The sequence below is a fragment of the Pseudomonas lopnurensis genome (assembly GCF_015070855.1).
Lineage (GTDB): Bacteria > Pseudomonadota > Gammaproteobacteria > Pseudomonadales > Pseudomonadaceae > Stutzerimonas > Stutzerimonas lopnurensis.
In genome coordinates this window covers 32,045-50,010 of record NZ_JADDIX010000025.1, presented here as the reverse complement: position 1 = coordinate 50,010, position 17,966 = coordinate 32,045, and the positions used below count along the sequence as shown (strand labels likewise).

The 17,966-nt window shown below is 64.7% G+C and carries 13 protein-coding genes and 1 pseudogene; 7 read left to right on the top strand and 7 right to left on the bottom strand.

Going from position 1 to position 17,966, the window contains the following annotated elements; translation table 11 throughout:
* Positions 1-188: 188 nt before the first annotated feature.
* From IN820_RS05745 to coxB, 4 genes are read right to left on the bottom strand one after another with little or no spacing between them, the layout of a single operon-like run.
* Entirely contained in the window at positions 189-1,037 is an 849-nt protein-coding gene (locus IN820_RS05745) for a cytochrome c oxidase assembly protein (protein ID WP_408005194.1), read from the bottom strand.
* On the bottom strand, positions 1,034-1,393 hold the full coding sequence (locus IN820_RS05740; RefSeq protein ID WP_193680053.1) for a hypothetical protein: 360 nt from the start codon (positions 1,391-1,393) through the stop codon (positions 1,034-1,036). The genes IN820_RS05745 and IN820_RS05740 overlap by 4 nt, the downstream gene beginning before the upstream one ends.
* On the bottom strand, positions 1,393-3,921 hold the full coding sequence (gene ctaD, locus IN820_RS05735; protein ID WP_193680052.1) for a cytochrome c oxidase subunit I: 2,529 nt from the start codon (positions 3,919-3,921) through the stop codon (positions 1,393-1,395). The genes IN820_RS05740 and ctaD overlap by 1 nt, the downstream gene beginning before the upstream one ends.
* Positions 3,918-4,835: a cytochrome c oxidase subunit II gene (coxB, locus tag IN820_RS05730; protein ID WP_193680057.1), complete on the bottom strand. Its 918-nt coding sequence runs from the start codon at positions 4,833-4,835 to the stop codon at positions 3,918-3,920. Before coxB ends, ctaD begins: the two co-directional genes overlap by 4 nt.
* A 147-nt stretch (positions 4,836-4,982) precedes the next feature.
* Between coxB and IN820_RS05725 the strand changes: the two genes are divergently transcribed.
* Positions 4,983-5,450 carry a DUF2231 domain-containing protein gene (locus IN820_RS05725; RefSeq protein ID WP_193680051.1) on the top strand — a complete coding sequence of 156 codons (468 nt, stop codon included), beginning with the start codon at positions 4,983-4,985 and terminating at the stop codon, positions 5,448-5,450.
* 177 nt (positions 5,451-5,627) lie between these two features.
* Here the strand turns inward: IN820_RS05725 and IN820_RS05720 are convergent, their stop codons facing one another.
* The gene (locus tag IN820_RS05720) at positions 5,628-6,041 is read right to left on the bottom strand and encodes a CopD family protein (RefSeq protein ID WP_193680050.1); all 414 of its coding nucleotides are present in this window, start codon (positions 6,039-6,041) and stop codon (positions 5,628-5,630) included.
* 177 nt (positions 6,042-6,218) lie between these two features.
* Positions 6,219-7,070 carry an ion transporter gene (locus IN820_RS05715; protein WP_193680049.1) on the bottom strand — a complete coding sequence of 284 codons (852 nt, stop codon included), beginning with the start codon at positions 7,068-7,070 and terminating at the stop codon, positions 6,219-6,221.
* 215 nt (positions 7,071-7,285) lie between these two features.
* On the opposite strand from IN820_RS05715, the gene moaA reads away from it, so the two are divergent.
* The 6 genes from moaA to fliT all read left to right on the top strand — a co-directional run bounded on the left by moaA (position 7,286) and on the right by fliT (position 17,036).
* Positions 7,286-8,281 (top strand): GTP 3',8-cyclase MoaA, encoded by a 996-nt coding sequence (moaA, locus tag IN820_RS05710; RefSeq protein WP_193680048.1) that lies wholly within the window; start codon positions 7,286-7,288, stop codon positions 8,279-8,281.
* Positions 8,282-8,643: 362 nt separating this feature from the next.
* On the top strand, positions 8,644-12,132 hold the full coding sequence (gene smc / locus IN820_RS05705) for a chromosome segregation protein SMC (RefSeq protein ID WP_193680047.1): 3,489 nt from the start codon (positions 8,644-8,646) through the stop codon (positions 12,130-12,132).
* Positions 12,133-12,314: 182 nt separating this feature from the next.
* Complete coding sequence (zipA, locus tag IN820_RS05700; RefSeq protein ID WP_193680046.1) at positions 12,315-13,133, top strand: cell division protein ZipA; 819 nt, start codon at positions 12,315-12,317, stop codon at positions 13,131-13,133.
* A gap of 401 nt (positions 13,134-13,534) precedes the next feature.
* Positions 13,535-15,904 carry an NAD-dependent DNA ligase LigA gene (gene ligA, locus IN820_RS05695; protein WP_193680045.1) on the top strand — a complete coding sequence of 790 codons (2,370 nt, stop codon included), beginning with the start codon at positions 13,535-13,537 and terminating at the stop codon, positions 15,902-15,904.
* Between the two features lie 394 nt (positions 15,905-16,298).
* Positions 16,299-16,685 (top strand): flagellar export chaperone FliS, encoded by a 387-nt coding sequence (gene fliS / locus IN820_RS05690; RefSeq protein ID WP_193680044.1) that lies wholly within the window; start codon positions 16,299-16,301, stop codon positions 16,683-16,685.
* A gap of 63 nt (positions 16,686-16,748) precedes the next feature.
* Positions 16,749-17,036, top strand: coding sequence for a flagellar protein FliT (gene fliT / locus IN820_RS05685; protein ID WP_193680043.1), 288 nt, complete (start codon positions 16,749-16,751; stop codon positions 17,034-17,036).
* 424 nt (positions 17,037-17,460) lie between these two features.
* Here fliT and IN820_RS05680 read toward each other — a convergent pair.
* Positions 17,461-17,916, bottom strand: a pseudogene (locus tag IN820_RS05680) (IS5 family transposase); the annotation flags it as partial.
* Between the last annotated feature and the right edge of the window lie 50 nt (positions 17,917-17,966).

Sequence of the window (17,966 nt, the reverse complement as noted above, 5' to 3'; positions counted from 1 at the left end):
TGGGCTTCGTCGCTGCGCTCCTCAACCCAACCTACGCGCTGTCGATGTCCATCCGTGACGTCCCCCCTGTGGAGCGGGCCATGCCCGCGAAGCTTTTGCGCGCTGAATGTTCGCGGGCCTGGCCCGCTCCTACGAACCGTGCAGAATGCCTCCGCACTGCTAGCAATACGTAACGGGGTAGAGCGCGCTCAGGATACCTCCTCGCTCGCCGGGCGCGCCTGCTGCCGGCGCCACAGGCGGGTCAGCCAGCGCCAGGCGATCCAGCCGCCGCCGAGCAGGTAGATCAGCCCGCCCGGCACCCACATGATCAGCCCGGCCAGCTGCTGGTCTTGCACCGCCCGTGTTTCGCCGTAGAAGGACCTGGTGCCGAAGGTCAGCAGGGCACCGAGCAGGCCGGTGTGCATCAGCGTCAGCAGCACGGCCATCAGCGCCTGCGGTACCTGCTTCGGATTGGCGCGCAGCGCCGACCACCAGAACAGCCAGCCGGTGAACAGGAAGCACGCATGCTCGATGGCATGCCACCAGAGATTGTCCAGCGCCAGCACGTACAGCTTCGGCGTGTGCCAGATCCAGATCACCGCGCCGTGCAACAGGGCCAGCAGGGTGGGATAGCGGCCGGCGCGCAGTATCGCCGTCCACAGGGGCTGGCCGAGCCGGCCGGTGACCCCGCGCCACTGCGGCAGCGGCCGCGCCAGCGCCCACATCGGCGCGATCACCACGATGAACAGCATGTGCTGGGTCATGTGCCAGCTGGTGCTGGTTTCCGCCCAGTCATCGATCGGCCCGAACACGGCAAGCACCACCAGCAGCATCGCGGCATGGAACCACAGGGCTTCGCCGCGCCGCGGCGCTACCTTGCGCGCGCCGAGAACGTACAGCAGCCAGGCGCCCGCCACCAGCAGAGCGGTGAGCAGCAGTGGCGCGCGCTCGATGATATGCGCATCGAACAGACCGTGGGCCTGGACGGGCGCGGGCAGTGCCAGCAACGCGGTTGCCGCCATCAACGATGGCAGCCTGCAGGCGGTCGTAGCAGTCATAGGCATGGCGGAATCTGCAGCAGGGGAACGCCGACGAAGAGCGTCGCCAGCGCCGCGATCAAATGGATGCCGGCGGCCAGCTTGGTCACGAACAGCTGCCGCTCGTTCAACGCTCGCGGCGCTCGGGACAGCCGCCAGAAGTAGTGCGCCAGTCCCAGCAGCAGCGCTACGGTAAACAGCGTAAGCAGGCCGAGACCGCCGTTCAGCCAGTTCCACACGCCTTGTCGGGGATCGGGCGGGGCGACCGCGCAGATCACCGCCTGGCCGCCGTAGATCACGACGAACCAGAGGCTCCAGATGATCAGCCCGATCGGTATCTGCAGCGGATGGTAGGGCGAGGTGCGGGCGTGCTTCATCAGGCACCTCCCCAGCTCGCCGGGAACAGCACGATCGCCGCGTAGCTGATCCACAGCACGCCCAGGTTGTAATACCAGAGTTGCTCGACCACCACCGGTTCGTACGGCGCCGCATCGCCGACATAGCCGTAACCGACGCGCCAGGCCTGCAGGCCGGTCAGCACCGCAGCCAGCGTGCAATGGATGATGCTGTAGGCCAGCATGACGAAGATCACCGCATCGTGGGCCGTTTCGGTAGGCGCCAGCCCGGCCGCGAGCAGCAGCCATAGCAGCATCGCCGATTGCACCAGCGCCAGCAGTGCGAGCAGCGCCAGTTGTGGCAGCAGGCCCCGGTGGCTGCCGGCGCGCAGATGCCGGATCAGGCGGTGCAGCCAGATGCTGCCCACGCTCAGTAGCAGCGCGCTGGCCAGCATCAATCCGCCGTTGAGCCGATGCTCGGGCACTTGCCATTGCGGCGATACCGTCCACAGGTAGAACCAGCCGAACAACAGCGACAGATACAGTGCACCGTTGGCCAGCAGCGTGACGCCCATGCCCCACAGGCCCGGACCGTCGAAGGTCCGCGAGTGCAGTGGCGGCTCGCCCGGCTGGGTGCGTGCATCGGGCGCGGCGGCCGGGTGCGCGCCGTTCTCCCAGGACCAGCGCAACAGCACTAGCAGCGTCGCCGCGGTGGCGACCAGAGCCAGGACATAGGCCTTGTTCAGCAGGCTCAGGCAGAGCGCCGCGAGGAGCGCGGCGGCGATGAAGGGCAGCCAGCTGTTGCCGGGCAGATGGATGATTTCGCGCACCTTGCCGGTCAGCGGGTCGGTGCCCCAGGTCTCCCGCCGTCCGTGGTCGATCACCGTCAGCGCATGCTCGCCACGGGCGATGCTGTCCGGCAGATCAGGGTTGTTCCACAACGGGTGGCGGTCGCTCACGTCCGGCAGGCTGACGAAGTTGTACGCACTGGGTGGCAGGCTGGTGGCCCATTCCAGGGTATCGGCGTTCCACGGATTCTTCGGTGCTGCCATGCCGAAGCGGAAATGCAGAACGATATCCAGCAGGATGGTGGCGACGCCGGTGGCCATGATGAAGCTGCCGATCGACGAAACCAGGTTGGGCATGTCCCAGCCCAGCCCCGTGTCGTAGGTGTAGACCCTCCGGGGCATGCCGATCAGGCCGGTCCAGTGCATGATCAGGAAGGTCACGTTGAAGCCGATGAAGAACAGCCAGAAGCCCCAGCGCCCGAGCCGCTCGGACGGCATCCGCCCGGAAAAGTGCGGCAGCCAGTAGTAGAGCCCGGCCATCAGCGGGAAGACCATGCCGCCGACCAGCACGTAGTGCATGTGCGCGACGACGAAGTGAGTGTCGTGCACCTGCCAGTCGAACGGCACCAGCGCCAGCATCACCCCGGTCAGGCCGCCCGCGACGAAGACGATGAGAAAACCCACCAGCCAGAGCATCGGCACCCTGTATACCGGCCGCCCGAGCCACAAGGTCGCCAGCCAGGCGAAGACCTGCACGCCGGTGGGAATCGCCACCAGCATGCTCGCCGCGGAGAAGAATGCCTGCGCCAGCTGCGGGATGCCCACGGTGAACATGTGGTGCACCCACAAGCCGAAGCTGATGAAACCGGTGGTCAGCACACCCAGCACCACCCAGCGGTAGCCCACCAGCGGCCTCTGGCAGAACACCGGAATCAGCGTCGAGACGATACCGGCACCGGGAAGGAAGATGATGTACACCTCCGGGTGGCCGAACAGCCAGAACAGGTGCTGCCAGAGGATCGGGTCGCCGCCGCGGGCGACGTCGAAGAACGGCATGTCGGCGGCCCGCTCCAGCTCCAGCAGGATGGAGCCGAGAATCAGCGGCGGAAAGCCGACCACGATCATCATCGACATCACCAGGATGTACCAGGCGTACAACGGCATCTTGTGCAGCGCCATGCCGTTGGTGCGGGTGCGCAGGATCGACACCACCAGCTCGACGCCCGCCGATACCGCGGAAATCTCGACGAAGGTGATGCCCAGCAGCCAGAAGTCGGAGTTCACCCCCGGTGTGTGAGCGGAGCTGGACAGCGGCGTATACATGAACCAGCCGGCCTTGGGCGCGACGTCGAGGAAGAGGCTCGATAGCAGGATCACGCCGCCGAACAGGTAGCAGAAATAACCCAGCGCCGACAGCCGCGGAAACACCAGGTCCCGCGCGCCGAGCATCTTCGGAATCAGGTAGACCGCCAGGCCCTCCATCATCGGTACGGCGAAGAGGAACATCATCACCGTGCCGTGCATGGTGAAGACCTGGTTGTAGACGTCCGGCTCCATCAGCTCGTAGCCGGGCAGGGCGAGCTGCGTGCGGATCAGCATCGCCAGCAGGCCGCCGATGAGGAAGAACACGCCGCCGGTGACCAGAAAGCGCAGGCCGATACTGGTGTGGTTGACGATGGTCAGCGCCCGCCAGCCGCACGGGTTGCCCCAGACCTCGTTGAACTGGTCGTGCAGTTGATCGGGGTCGGTCGTCGGGGCGCCGTTCTTGTAGACAGGGCTCATGGTCGGGTCTGTTCCTGTTTCGTGCGCGGCCCCAGTGTTTCCAGCCAATCGGCGATCTGGTCGAGGGTTTCGTCGGAAAGGTCGTCGTGGCTCGGCATGGCGATGCCGTGTTTCAGGCTCTGGTGCTCGCGCAGCCAGCGGCGCAGGCCTTCTGCGTCATTGTCGATGACGCCAGCACCGAGGGTCGGACGCGTGGCCAGGTCGCTGAGGTCCGGCGCGCGGTTGCCGTCGCTGACGCCGGCGACGCGGTGGCACTGTCCGCAGCGGTCCGCGAAAACCTGCCCGGCGACGCCGCCGGCGGGCTGATGGCTGAGGTCCGTTCGTGTTTCGATCCAGCCGGCGAAGGCATCTTGCTTCAGCGCTTCGACGTGGAGCACCATGTGCGCGTGCTGGGTGCCGCAGAACTCCGAGCACTGGCCGCGGAACACGCCGGCTTCGGCGGCTTGCAGGCGCAGGGTGTTGCGCCGCCCGGGGATCATGTCGAGTTTGCCGCCCAGGCGCGGTACCCAGAACGAGTGGATCACGTCGGCGCTGGTCACTTCGATGTCCACCGGGCGGCCGACCGGCAGGATGAACTGGTTGGCGGTGACCACGCCGCTCTCCGGGTAGCGCACTTCCCACCACCATTGATGGCCGATGACCTCGACCCGCAGCGGCTGTTCGCCTTCGATCGGCAGCGGCAGCATGCTGCGCCCGGCGGGAATGCCGAAGGCCAGCAGCGCGACGATGCTGGCGCTGGGCAGGACGATGCCGCCGCCGATGATCCAGCGGCGGTTGATGCGCCGGGCCTGTTCCGCGCCGGTTTCCCGTGGCTGGCGCAGCATGGCGTGGATCCACAGTCCGCTGACGACCAGCAGCACCAGCACGGCGAAGCCGAACATCGCCCACCAGACGTTCGCCACCTCACGGGCCATCGGCCCGGCTGGAGAAAGCGCCGACTGCGGGCCGTCGCAGGCACCGAGCAAAGGAACTGCCAGCGCCAGTGTGGTCCATTTCAATGGGGTGCCGCTGCGGCTCGACGTCCGGGCGGTCGGTTTCACTTCAGTGCCTGGGAGGGCCGGATGGCCACAGACCGCGAGTCCATCAACAGTAACGCTGCGATTGGCGGCCACCCGCTGCATCCCATGATGATCCACTTTCCGGTTGCGGCGCTGATAGGGCTGGTGCCTGCGGATCTTGCCTACCTGTGGACACTCGACGCGTTCTGGTGGCGCGCCGGCCTCTGGCTCGCCGGGGTCGGTGCGCTCGGCGGCTGGGTGGCGAGCATCGCCGGTGTGATCGATCTGGTCAGCGTGCAACAGATCCGCCGCAAGGTCACGGCCTGGTGTCATGCGATTCTCGCAGTGATGATGCTGTCGCTGGCCTCGTTGAACTGGCTGCTGCGCTACCAGGGCATCGACAGGGGTGACGGCGATGCCCTGTGGGGGCTGTATCTCTCGTTGCTGACCGCCGTGCTGATCTCGCTGGCCGCCTTTCTCGGCGGTCGGCTGGTCTACGAGCATGCCGTCGGGGTGGATATCGACGGCTAGCCAGCGGGCGTTGCGCCCCGCCCATGCTGCCGCCAGGAACGTGGCACCGGCCGAGCAAGGGCGATGGGTTTCGATCGCGGCTGAGCCTGCGTGGGCCGCTCGCGCAGGCAGCGGAGCGGATGAAGGCTGAGCGGATGGAACCGGGCGGTCGATCATGCGGGACGGTCGTTCCTTGGGTCAGAAAGGCTTGGCCAGCACCAGCCAGAGGGTCAGCGCGATCAGTAGCGGAACCAGTACGCCCAGGGCCAGGCACTGGTAGGTCACGCCGCGTTCCGGCTCGCGTTCGATGCGCAGCACCAGCACCCCGCACAGCGCATGGCAGAGCGCCATGGCGGTCACCACCGTGAGCTTCATGATCAGCCAGCCGGCGAGCGTGCCGTCACGCAGGAACAGCGCCGTGCCGGAACCGATTGCCAGCAAGGCTGCCGGTGTACTGATAAGCGTGAAGACCATGCGCGTGAGGTGGGCGTGATCGCGGTAGAACAGCTGATCGCTGCGTTTGGTGCCGGCGGCGATCAGCGCCGGCAGATACAGCAGCGAGCCGCACCAGCAGAGCAGGGCGGCGAAATGCAGCAGTTTGAGCAAGGGCATGCCGATCTCCATCTGCTTAGGTCTGTTGCCGTTTCGGCGCGGCTGCGAACGAAATGGCAACAGACCCTGGCGAATCTGAGGATGTGACAGCCCTCGAACGGGGCAGTTCGTCGTCGATCGGCCGACGTGGTGGGCGCTTCGGTGGGTGGGCTGGCGTCTGGGTGCCGCGAAGGCCGATCAGTCCTGCGCCTCCAGCTCGCGGCGTTCGAACAGCGAACTGCCGCAGCGGCTGCAGAAGGCCGCATTGGCTTCGTGGTTGAGCTTGTCGCAGGTCGGGCAATTGTGCTGCAGGCTGTCCTGGCGCATCGCGTTGGCCAGCTCGGCGGTGAAAATCCCGGTCGGTACGGCGATGATCGAATAGCCGGTGATCATCACCATGGTCGCCAGCGCCTTGCCCAATGGCGTATGCGGGACGATGTCGCCGAAGCCGACGGTGGTCAGGGTCACAACGGCCCAGTAGATGCTCATGGGAATGCTGGTGAAGCCATTGCTGGGACCTTCGACCACGTACATCAGGGTGCCGTAGATGATGACCAGCGTGGTCACGCTGGCGAGGAAGACGATGATCTTCTGCTTGCTGCCGCGCAGCGCCACCAGCAGGAAATTGGCCTGGCTCAGGTAGGGCGTGAGCTTGAGCACGCGGAAGATGCGCAGCATGCGAATCACGCGCACCACCAGCAGGTACTGTGCTTCCGGGAACAGCAGGGCGATGAATGCCGGCAGTACCGACAGCAGGTCGACTACCCCGTAGAAGCTGAAGATGTACTTGCGCGGCTCCGGATGGGTATGGATACGCAGCGCATATTCGACGGCGAAGATCGCGGTGAAGCCCCATTCCAGACTGGACAGGAGCAGTCCATGGTCCTGATTGATCGCGGCGATACTGTCGAGCATCACCACCACCAGGCTGGCGAAGATGACGATCAAGAGCCAGGTATCGAAGCGCTTGCCAGACGGGGTGTTGGTGAAAAAGATGATGACGTATAGCCGTTCACGCCATGACATGCCGTTCAGGGAATCGTTGTCCATCCGCCGCGGTCTCTCCTAATGCAAGGCCGGAAATGCCAGTTGAAGCTGGGGTCCAGACGTGCCACATATCGATGCTCGTTGCGACCGCAGGTGGCGCGCACCGGATGTCGTAGCCCTCATGCCGGCGTCGCAGTGCCCGTTCGTAAGCCGGCTTTGCCTGATTCGGTATTACCGCATAGTCTGCACGTAGGCGCAGCAAGCAGTTGGAGAATGCAATGCCCGATTCCCGGTTGGTCGACCCCTTCGGCCGGCGCATCACCTACCTGAGGTTGTCGGTAACCGACCGCTGCGATTTCCGCTGCACCTATTGCATGAGCGAGGACATGGTCTTCGCGCCGCGCGCGCAAATCCTCACCCTCGAAGAGCTCTACGCCGTCGCCGATGCCTTCATCGGCCTGGGCGTGAAGCGCATTCGCGTCACCGGCGGCGAACCCCTGGTGCGCAAGGGGCTGCCCGAACTGCTGGCGAGGCTCGGCGCCCGTGAGGAGCTGGAAGACCTGGCCATCACCACCAACGGCTCGCAACTGCATGCCCTCGCGCCGACCCTGCGCGCGGCGGGCGTGAAGCGCCTGAACATCAGCCTCGATTCGCTCAAGCGCGAGCGGTTCGCCGAGCTGACTCGGCGCGATCGGCTGGACCAGGTGCTCGAAGGCATCGAAGCCGCGCGCCAGGCAGGCTTCAGCCGGATCAAGCTCAACAGCGTGGTGCAGAAGGGGCGCAACGACGACGAGATTCTCGATCTGGTGGACTTCGCCGTCGGGCGCGGTCTGGACATCAGCTTCATCGAGGAAATGCCGCTGGGGAGCGTCTCCAGCCACCAGCGGCAGATCACCTTCTGCTCCAGCGACGAAGTACGCGAGCGTATCGAGGCGCGACACACGCTGGTGCGCAGCAGCCATTCCACCGGCGGTCCGTCACGCTACTGGCAGGTGGCCGGCAGCGAGACCCAGGTCGGCTTCATCTCGCCCCATAGCCACAACTTCTGCGGCAGCTGCAACCGCGTTCGCGTGACGGCCGAAGGCAAGCTGGTGCTCTGCCTCGGCCATGAAGGCGCGCTCGATCTGAAAAGCCTGATCCGTCGCTACCCGGGCGATGGCGAGCGCCTGCGTCTGGCGCTGGTCGATGCCCTGCAGCTCAAGCCGGAAAGGCACCATTTCCGTACCGACGAGCAGGTGCAGGTGGTGCGCTTCATGAGCATGACTGGCGGTTGATGCGATATGTGGCAGGCCTGCCCGAAAGCCCAAGAGCATCGCCCGGGGGCGGGCCTCTCACAAAAGCAGCTCCGTAGGGTGGGCTTCAGCCACCAGTTCCAGGCAATGGAAGTCGTCGAGGTGGGCTGAAGCCCATCCTACTGCACTGAAAAGCATCGCCCCGGGTCTGCCCATCTGCAAAGGCACCCCTGAAGCCAACGCCATACCTGTGAAACCGTCTGCACCTGCCCCCTGCAAGCCGTCCTGGCCGGCGTGATAGACTCCATGGCTTTGCGCCAGCGCCCACTCGATGCCAGGAATTGCGATGCACACGGCGACTTCTGCTTGCTCATCCAGATGCTGACCGCCACGGAAAGGCCCGCATGCGACTGAAAAGCATCAAACTCGCCGGTTTCAAGTCCTTCGTCGACCCCACCACCGTCAGCTTCCCGAGCAACATGGCCGCTGTGGTCGGGCCCAACGGCTGCGGCAAGTCCAACATCATCGACGCCGTGCGCTGGGTGATGGGCGAAAGCTCGGCGAAGAACCTGCGCGGCGAGTCGATGACCGACGTCATCTTCAACGGCTCCAATACGCGCAAGCCGGTGACCCAGGCGAGCATCGAGCTGATCTTCGACAACTCGGGCGGCAGCCTGACCGGCGAATACGCGGCGTTCGCCGAAATCTCCATCCGCCGCCGGGTTACCCGCGACGCGCAGAACACCTATTTCCTCAACGGGGTGAAGTGCCGCCGTCGCGACATCACCGACATTTTCCTCGGCACCGGCCTCGGCCCGCGCAGCTATTCGATCATCGAACAGGGCATGATCTCCAAGCTGATCGAGGCCAAGCCGGAGGATCTGCGCAATTTCATCGAGGAAGCCGCCGGCATCTCCAAGTACAAGGAGCGCCGGCGCGAGACCGAGAACCGCATTCGCCGCACCCATGAAAACCTCGCGCGCCTGACCGACCTGCGCGAAGAGCTGGAACGCCAGCTCGAACGCCTGCATCGCCAGGCCCAGTCGGCGGAGAAATACCAGGAATACAAGGCCGAGGAGCGCCAGCTCAAGGCGCAACTCTCGGCCCTGCGCTGGCAGGCGCTGAACGAGCAGGTCGGCCAGCGTGAGCAGGTCATCGGTGATCAGGAAGTCGCCTTCGAGGCGCTGGTGGCCGAGCAGCGCAATGCCGACGCCAGCATCGAGCGCCTGCGCGACGGCCACCACGAGCTGTCCGAGCGTTTCAACCAGGTGCAAGGGCGCTTCTATTCGGTCGGTGGGGACATCGCCCGGGTCGAGCAGAGCATCCAGCATGGCCAGCAGCGCCTGCGCCAGTTGCAGGACGACCTGCGCGAGGCCGAGCAGGCGCGCCTGGAAACCGAATCGCACCTCGGCCACGACCGCACCTTGCTGGCCACGCTCGGCGAAGAGCTGGCCATGCTCGAGCCCGAGCAGGCGCTGACCGGCGCGGCGGCCGAGGAGTCCGCCGCCCAGCTGGAAGAAGCGGAAGCGGCGATGCAGGCCTGGCAGGAGCAGTGGGAGCGCTTCAACCACACCAGCGCCGAACCGCGCCGCGCCGCCGAAGTGCAGCAATCGCGCATCCAGCAACTGGAACAGAGCCTCGAACGGCTGGCCGAGCGCCAGCGCCGGCTGGATGACGAACGCGCCTTGCTGACCTCCGATCCGGACGACTCGACGATGCTCGAACTCGGCGAGCAGCTCGCCGCCAGCGAACTGAACCTGGAAGAACTGGCTGGCGCAGGCGAAACACTCAACGAGCGCCTGGAGCAAATGCGCGAACAACTGCAGCAGGCAACGCGGGCGCAGCAGCAGCTGCAGGGCGAGTTGCAGCGCCTCAACGGCCGCATCGCCTCGCTGGAGGCGCTGCAGCAGGCCGCGATGGACCCGGGCAAGGGCGTCGCCGAGTGGCTGCGCGAGCAGAATCTGCAGGAGCGTCCGCGGCTGGCCGAGGGGCTGCGTGTCGAGCCGGGCTGGGAACTGGCGGTGGAAACCGCGCTCGGCGCGGATCTGCAGGCGGTGTTGCTGGATGATTTTTCGACCCTCGAACTGGGGGGCTTCGAACAGGGCGAGCTGCGGTTGGCCAGCACCAACGGCGCTGGCACTCGCCGCCCGGGCAGCTTGCTCGACAAGGTCGAGTCCCGGCTCGATCTGGCGCCCTGGCTGGGCCAGGTCCGACCGGTGGAATCGCTGGAGCAGGCGTTGGCCGCTCGGCCGGGGCTGGCCGAAGGCGAAAGCCTGATCAGTCGCGACGGCTACTGGGTCGGCCGGCATTTCCTACGGGTACGCCGGGCCAGCGAGGCGGAGTCCGGATTGCTCGCGCGCGGTCAGGAGCTGGAACGTCTGCAGGACGAACGCGCGGAACGCGAAGCCAGCCTGGAAGCCATGGAACAGGGCATCGCTCGCCTGCGCGATGCCCAGGCCCGCCTGGAAGAAGAACGCGAGCAAGCGCGCCGCCGCCAGCAGGACGAGGCGCGCCTGCAGGGTGAGCTCAAGGCGCAGCTGTCCGCCGGCCAGGCCAGGCTGGAGCAGCTGGCATTGCGCCGCCGGCGTCTCGACGAGGAGTTCGCCGAGCAGAACGAGCAACGCGAGATCGAGACCGAGCAACTGGGCGAGGCGCGCCTGCATCTGCAGGAAGCGCTGGATGCCATGGCCCAGGACACCGAACAGCGCGAGGCGCTGCTCGCCAGCCGCGACGGCATCCGCGAGCAGCTCGACCGCATCCGTCAGCAAGCGCGGCAGCACAAGGACCATGCGCACCAATTGGCGCTGCGCGTCGGCTCGCTCAAGGCGCAGCACGACTCCACCCGCCAGGCACTGGAACGCCTGGAGCAGCAGTTCGAGCGCGCCATCGAGCGCCGCGAGCAGCTCAGCCTGAACCTGGAGGAGGGCGAAGCGCCGCTGGAAGAGTTGCGCATGAAGCTCGAGGAACTGCTCGAGCGGCGCATGGGCGTCGAGGACGAACTCAAGCATGCGCGCCTGGCGCTGGAGGATGCCGATCGCGAACTGCGCGACGCGGAGAAACGGCGTAGCCAGGCCGAGCAGCAGGCGCAATTGCTGCGGAGCCAACTGGAGCAGCAGCGCCTGGGCTGGCAAGAGCTGAGCGTCAGACGCAAGGCGCTGCAGGACCAGTTGCACGAGGACGGCTACGACCTGCACGGGGTACTCGCCACGCTGCCGGCCGAGGCCAGCGAGCAGGCCTGGGACGCGGAGCTGGAGCGCTTCGCCCAGCGCATCCAGCGCCTCGGCCCGATCAACCTGGCGGCGATCGACGAATATCAGCAGCAGTCCGAGCGCAAGCGCTATCTCGATGCGCAGAACGATGACCTGGTCGAGGCGCTGGATACCCTGGAAAATGTCATCCGCAAGATCGACCGGGAAACCCGCAACCGCTTCAAGGAAACCTTCGACCAGATCAACGGCGGGCTGCAGGCGCTTTTCCCGAAAGTATTCGGCGGCGGCAACGCTTACCTGGAACTTACCGGGGAAGATTTACTCGATACCGGGGTGGCGATCATGGCGCGCCCGCCCGGGAAAAAGAACAGCACCATTCATCTGCTTTCCGGGGGCGAGAAGGCACTTACCGCGTTGGCGCTGGTATTCGCCATATTCCAACTCAACCCCGCGCCGTTCTGCATGCTCGACGAGGTCGATGCGCCCTTGGACGATGCCAACGTCGGACGTTATGCACGACTGGTGAAAGAGATGTCTTCGACCGTGCAATTCATCTATATCACCCACAACAAGATCGCCATGGAAATGGCCGACCAGTTGATGGGCGTTACCATGCATGAACCCGGTTGCTCGCGGCTGGTTGCAGTTGACGTGGAGCAGGCGGTGGCGCTGGCCGAGGCCTGAAAGCCCGGTAGCCGGATCGACTATTTTCGATACAAGGAAGCCCATAAAAAGAGAACTACCGCACGGTGCAAATTTACCGTTCGTCGTGCTAGTTTAAGGCACAATTTTTTACGATGCGCTGAAGTGGTCCCATGTGACGACTCGTTGCGTCTTTATCATCGGATTCAGGGGTTAATGCATTAATGGATATCGGTCTGCGCGAGTGGCTGATCGTCATCGGCATCATTGTCATCGCCGGCATTCTGTTCGACGGCTGGCGCCGCATGCGCGGCAGCAAAGGCAAATTGAAGTTCAAACTGGACCGTAGCCTTTCCAATCTTCCCGACGTCGAAGAACCCAACGAGCTTCTCGGGCCGGCGCGGGTGGTCAACCGTGATCACGAGCCGTCGCTGGACGAAGGCGACATGCCCTCCATGAGCGCTCGCGAAGCCAACAGGAAGCGTCGCCATGACGAGCCCTATCAGGGCGACCTGCAGCTCAATGGCGACGAACCCGTGCCGACATTGCTCGATCCGGTGGTCGGCGACGACGGCGAAGCCGCAGAAGGGCTGCAAAAGGAAATGGCGCCGGTCGAGGAAGTGCTGGTCATCAACGTGATCTCCCGCGACCCGCATGGCTTCCGTGGCCCGGCGCTGTTGCAGAATATTCTGGAAAGCGGCCTGCGTTTCGGCGAGATGGACATCTTCCACCGCCACGAAAGCATGGCCGGCAACGGCGAGGTGTTGTTCTCCATGGCCAACGCGGTCAAGCCCGGCACCTTCGACCTGGACGATATCGATCACTTCACCACGCCAGCGGTGAGTTTCTTCCTCGGGCTGCCTGGCCCACGCCATCCGAAGCAGGCCTTCGATGTGATGGTCGCGGCTGCCCGCAAGCTGTCCCAGGAGCTCAACGGCGAACTCAAGGACGACCAGCGCAGCGTGCTGACGGCCCAGACCATCGAGCACTACCGCCAGCGCATCGTCGAATACGAACGCCGGCAGATGACCATCAAGCGCTGACGCCCCCAGTTCCGTAGGGTGGGCTTCAGCCCACCGGAGCTTCATCGAGCGTCTTCCGTGGTGGGCTGAAGCCCACCCTGCCTGTGTTGCCAAAGACGCAAAAGCATCGCCCAAGTCAGGCCCCATAAAGCGCGCCCTCGCGGCGATTGCAGGCCACAGGCCTGCCGCTCTCGAGGTTGCCCGAAAAAATCCGTAGGGTGGGCTTCAGCCCACCAGCGCGCAGTCGAACCCAAGGTGGCTGAAGACACCCCGTTGCATCGTTCTGCAAAACCAGCCTCCGGATATCAAAAGACGCGAACCTGCCTTCGAGTGCGCATTCGGCTAAAATCCGACGCCTTCCTATCAACCAAGGCGCGCTGATACGGTCTGAATCAGCACCGCCACTGCCACGGCTCCGTCATATGCCTTCCGCCCAAACCGCTGCCGAGCGCATTGCCGAACTGCGCAGCGAAATCGACGCGCACAACTATCGCTACTACGTTCTCGACGAGCCCAGCGTGCCCGATGCCGAGTACGACCGCCTGTTCAACGAGCTGAAAGCGCTGGAAGCCGAACATCCGGAACTGGTCACGCCAGAATCGCCGACCCAGCGGGTGGGAGGCGAGGCCCTGACGGCATTCGGCCAAGTGCGCCATGAAGTGCCGATGCTCAGCCTGGGCAATGCGTTCGAGGAGCAGGACCTGCTCGATTTCGACCGGCGTGTACGCGAAGGGCTGGATCTGCCGACCGGCGATCTGTTCGGTGCCGGGGCGCAAGTCGAATACAGCTGCGAACCCAAGCTCGACGGCCTGGCCGTCAGCCTGCTCTACGAGAACGGCCACCTGGTGCGCGGCGCTACCCGTGGCGACGGCAGCACCGGCGAGGACATCAGCGCCAACGTGCGCACCGTGCGCAACATCCCGCTCAAGCTGCATGGCACCGGCTGGCCGGCGGTGCTTGAGGTGCGCGGCGAGATCTATATGCCCAAGGCCGGCTTCGAAGCGCTCAATGCGCGGCAGCTGGAAAGCGGCGGCAAGCCCTTCGCCAATCCACGCAATGCCGCGGCGGGTAGCCTGCGCCAGCTCGATTCGAAGATCACCGCCAGCCGCCCGCTGGAGCTGTGCGCTTATGGCGTAGGCCGCAGCGACGGCGAACTGCCGGATACGCATATCGGCATCCTCAACGCGCTCAAGGGGTGGGGGCTGCCCATCAGCCGCGAGCTGAAGCTCGCCAAGGGTGTCGCCGAATGCCGTGCCTATTACGACGCCATCGGTGAAAAGCGTGACGCGCTGCCGTATGAAATCGACGGCGTGGTGTTCAAGGTGAACTCCGTACCACAGCAGCGCGAGCTGGGGTTCCGCGCGCGCGAGCCGCGCTGGGCCATCGCCCACAAATTCCCCGCGCGGGAAGAGATCACCGAACTGCTCGGGGTGGAATTCCAGGTCGGCCGCACCGGCGCCATCACCCCCGTGGCGCGGCTGAAGCCGGTGCAGGTGGCCGGCGTCACGGTATCGAATGCCACCTTGCACAACATGGACGAAGTGGCGCGTCTGGGCGTGATGATCGGCGACACGGTGATCGTGCGCCGTGCCGGCGACGTGATCCCGCAGATTCTCGGCGTGATCGCCGAGCGCCGCCCGGCCGATGCCCGCGCCGTGCACGTACCCGAGCAGTGCCCGGTGTGCGGCTCGGCGGTCGAACGTACCCAGCTGATCAAGCGCAGCAAGGGGCGGGAGTCGGTCAGCGAAGGGTCGATCTACCGCTGCGTTGGCCGCCTGGCCTGCCAGGCCCAGCTCAAGCAGGCGATCATCCACTTCGTCTCGCGGCGGGCGATGGACATCGACGGGCTGGGCGACAAGATCGTCGAACAACTGGTCGACAAGGGGCTGGTCAATTCGCCGGCGGACCTTTACTGCCTGACCCATGAGCAGGTCATCGAACTGGAAGGCTTCGCCGAGCTATCCACGCGCAACCTGCTCAACGCCATCGACGCGAGTCGCAAGCCGACCCTGGCGCGCTTCGTCTATGCCCTGGGCATCCCTGACGTGGGCGAGGAAACCGCCAAATTGCTGGCGCGGGCACTGGGCTCGCTGGAGCGCATCGGCCGCGCGTTGCCCGACGTCCTCGTCTACCTGCCCGATGTGGGGCTCGAGGTGGCACACGAGATCCACAGCTTTTTCGAGGACGAGCACAACCGTTCGGTGATCGAGTTGCTGCGCGAGCGCGGCGTGGCGCTGCAGGAGGAGGGCGACGTGCATCCCGAGTTCGCTGCCTGCGCGACCCTGGCCGGCCTGCTCGACAAACTGAACATTCCTTTCATCGCCAGCACCGGCGCACAGCGCCTGGCCGACCGCTTCGGCAGCCTGGAAGCGATCATCGCCGCCGACTGGCTCGACCTGCGCCAGGTCGAACGCCTCACCGAAAAGGCCGCCCGCTCGCTGCGCGACTACTTCGACAACCCCGAAAACGCCGAGCGCGCCCGCACTATCGAGGCCCAACTGCGTGAATTCGGCATGCATTGGCAAAGCGCGAAGAAGTCCGCCGAAGGCCTGCCGCTGGTCGGCCAGACCTGGGTGCTGACCGGCAGCCTCGAAGCCATGAGCCGCGACGAAGGCAAGGCGCGCCTGGAAGCCCTGGGCGCCAAGGTCGCCGGTTCCGTTTCGGCCAAGACCACCTGTGTCGTGGCAGGACCGGGGGCGGGCTCGAAGCTGACGAAGGCCAACGAACTGGGACTTGCCGTGCTGGACGAGGCGGCGTTTCTCGAGCGGTTGGCGAAGTTGGAAGGGGTGTAGATGCTAGTGGACTGTCTTGGAAGTTCGTTTATTCATAGGCTGCCTCGACTCGGGAGAAGCGCAAGAGCCTTTCGAGCGTAGGAGTTTGGGGGGAGCCTAGTCCTTGCTGGCGATCCCGACCACCATTGCCGATGATCGCCAGCAAGCTGGCTCCTACAACATAATACTCAGTGAGTTAACAAACTAACCAAACAGGCCACTAGGCTGGGGTGCCGGTCGATTGGGGCGTTGTGCAGCTGTTGAGGCCGAAAACGCTGTCACAACAAAGGGGGGCTGGTGCGGCGCAGAGCTTTAAGCTGACATTGATGGTACGAAAAGTGTCGAGCTCTTACTAAAGCTGCGATGGCGGGTGCCGATATAGGGTTAGTCCCGCCAGATATGGAGCAGAATTCTCATGTATGCAATGGCAGCCATGAAGCAGTACCAATCGGTCAATACCAATGCGCAGCTCGTGGATGCGAGTCCGCATCGCCTGATTCAGATGTTGATGGAGGGTGGGCTCGCCCGTCTCGCGCAGGCGCGTGGTGCCATGGAGCGAGGCGATGTGGCGCTGAAGGGAACCCTGATTGGCAAAGCCGTCGATATCGTCGGGGGGCTGCGCGAGGCCTTGAACCGAGAGGCGGGTGGCGAGGTTGCGACTAATCTGGATAACCTCTACGCCTATATGGCTTCGCGGTTGCTCGAGGCGAACCTGAAAAACGATTCGGCGATCCTCGATGAAGTGGCCGGATTGTTGCGGGAAGTGAAGTCCGGTTGGGATGGTATTGCCCAGCACGGTTGAACCAGTTGCGCCGGACGTGAGTGAAGCCTCTGTCCATCACTAAGCGAACCCTCGGAAGAACCTATGCAATCAGCTCTCCAGTCACTCGAATCTCTCCAGCAAGCCTTGCGCGAGGCGCTGTCCCGGCAGGATTGGGAGGCGATCGGTGCATTGGATTCGCAGTGCCGCACGTCGATTGGCGAAGTGATGGATAGCGCCGAGCCGGGCCTGCGCGAACAGGTCGAGGAGCTGTCGCGGCTATATGCCGAGTTGCAGCAGGCGGCGCGGGCCGAGCGTGAGCGGGTTGCCGGCGAGCTGACCCGGCTCAATCAGTCGAAGCAGGTCGATCGGGCGTACAAGACGTTCGGTTGACCGACTTCGTTACCCAGGCGTGGCGGTTGGTGGAAAACGCTTTGCGGTTTTCCACGGGGCGGCCTTCCCCCTAGGGGCTGTCGCCGTTTTGCCTAAGGGCAAGCTCGTCCTGCACCTTGGCTCCTCTTGTAGGAGCAGGCCATGCCTGCGAACGAACCCCGTACACAAGCGTGGCCGCCTTTCGCGGGCATGGCCTCGGCGTCCACGCCCGTCCTACGATGGCCAGCGCTATACGCAAAAACTGAAACGGCAACAGGCCCTGCGCGTCGTTTCGTTTAGGGATGCTCTGAAGTAGCTGCCGATTTTTGACCGACTCCTGGCTCCGCTTTTTTTCAAAGCAGAAGCTGATCAAAAAGCGATCAGCTCGACTGCCCGCTGCTGTGTTTCAACCGCTGCGAGCGCCTCGCAGCAGCTATTTCCTGTATTACAGGCGCACCTCTCCTGCACTCGTCAGTAAATGTCGACGAGCCATCCACAGGTTCGACAGAGCAAACAGCGTAACCATCTGCGCCGTATTCTTCGCCAGGCCCCGGAAGCGCACCTTGGCGTAGCCAAACTGCCGCTTGATCACTCGGAACGGGTGCTCGACCTTCGCGCGCACCTGGGCCTTGGCCTTCTCGATCTTGCGCTTGGCTTTGTACAGCGCGCTGCGCTTATCGAGCTTCTTGTAGGTGCTGCGCCGTGCAGCAACCTGCCAGATCACCTGGCGGCCCTCATGCTCAGGCCGTTTCTCAACACCCGTATAACCTGCATCGGCACAGACCACGTTCTCGTCGCCGTGCAGCAATTTGTCGACTTGGGTGACATCCGCCACGTTGGCCGCCGTGACCACCACGCTGTGCACCAAGCCCGACTCATCGTCGACACCAATGTGTGCTTTGGGTCGGGTAAGGCAGGGGTGTTACCACCCCTGCCTCCCCTGAGAACCGT

Coding starts and splice junctions, on each gene's coding strand:
- IN820_RS05740 (WP_193680053.1), bottom strand. CDS start 1,393: ATGAAGCACGCCCGCACCTCGCCCTACCATCCGCTGCAGATACCGATC.
- coxB (WP_193680057.1), bottom strand. CDS start 4,835: ATGGCCCGTGAGGTGGCGAACGTCTGGTGGGCGATGTTCGGCTTCGCC.
- zipA (WP_193680046.1), top strand. CDS start 12,315: ATGGATATCGGTCTGCGCGAGTGGCTGATCGTCATCGGCATCATTGTC.
- ctaD (WP_193680052.1), bottom strand. CDS start 3,921: ATGAGCCCTGTCTACAAGAACGGCGCCCCGACGACCGACCCCGATCAA.
- fliT (WP_193680043.1), top strand. CDS start 16,749: ATGCAATCAGCTCTCCAGTCACTCGAATCTCTCCAGCAAGCCTTGCGC.
- IN820_RS05745 (WP_408005194.1), bottom strand. CDS start 1,037: ATGACTGCTACGACCGCCTGCAGGCTGCCATCGTTGATGGCGGCAACC.
- moaA (WP_193680048.1), top strand. CDS start 7,286: ATGCCCGATTCCCGGTTGGTCGACCCCTTCGGCCGGCGCATCACCTAC.
- IN820_RS05715 (WP_193680049.1), bottom strand. CDS start 7,070: ATGGACAACGATTCCCTGAACGGCATGTCATGGCGTGAACGGCTATAC.
- IN820_RS05720 (WP_193680050.1), bottom strand. CDS start 6,041: ATGCCCTTGCTCAAACTGCTGCATTTCGCCGCCCTGCTCTGCTGGTGC.
- IN820_RS05725 (WP_193680051.1), top strand. CDS start 4,983: ATGGCCACAGACCGCGAGTCCATCAACAGTAACGCTGCGATTGGCGGC.
- ligA (WP_193680045.1), top strand. CDS start 13,535: ATGCCTTCCGCCCAAACCGCTGCCGAGCGCATTGCCGAACTGCGCAGC.
- smc (WP_193680047.1), top strand. CDS start 8,644: ATGCGACTGAAAAGCATCAAACTCGCCGGTTTCAAGTCCTTCGTCGAC.
- fliS (WP_193680044.1), top strand. CDS start 16,299: ATGTATGCAATGGCAGCCATGAAGCAGTACCAATCGGTCAATACCAAT.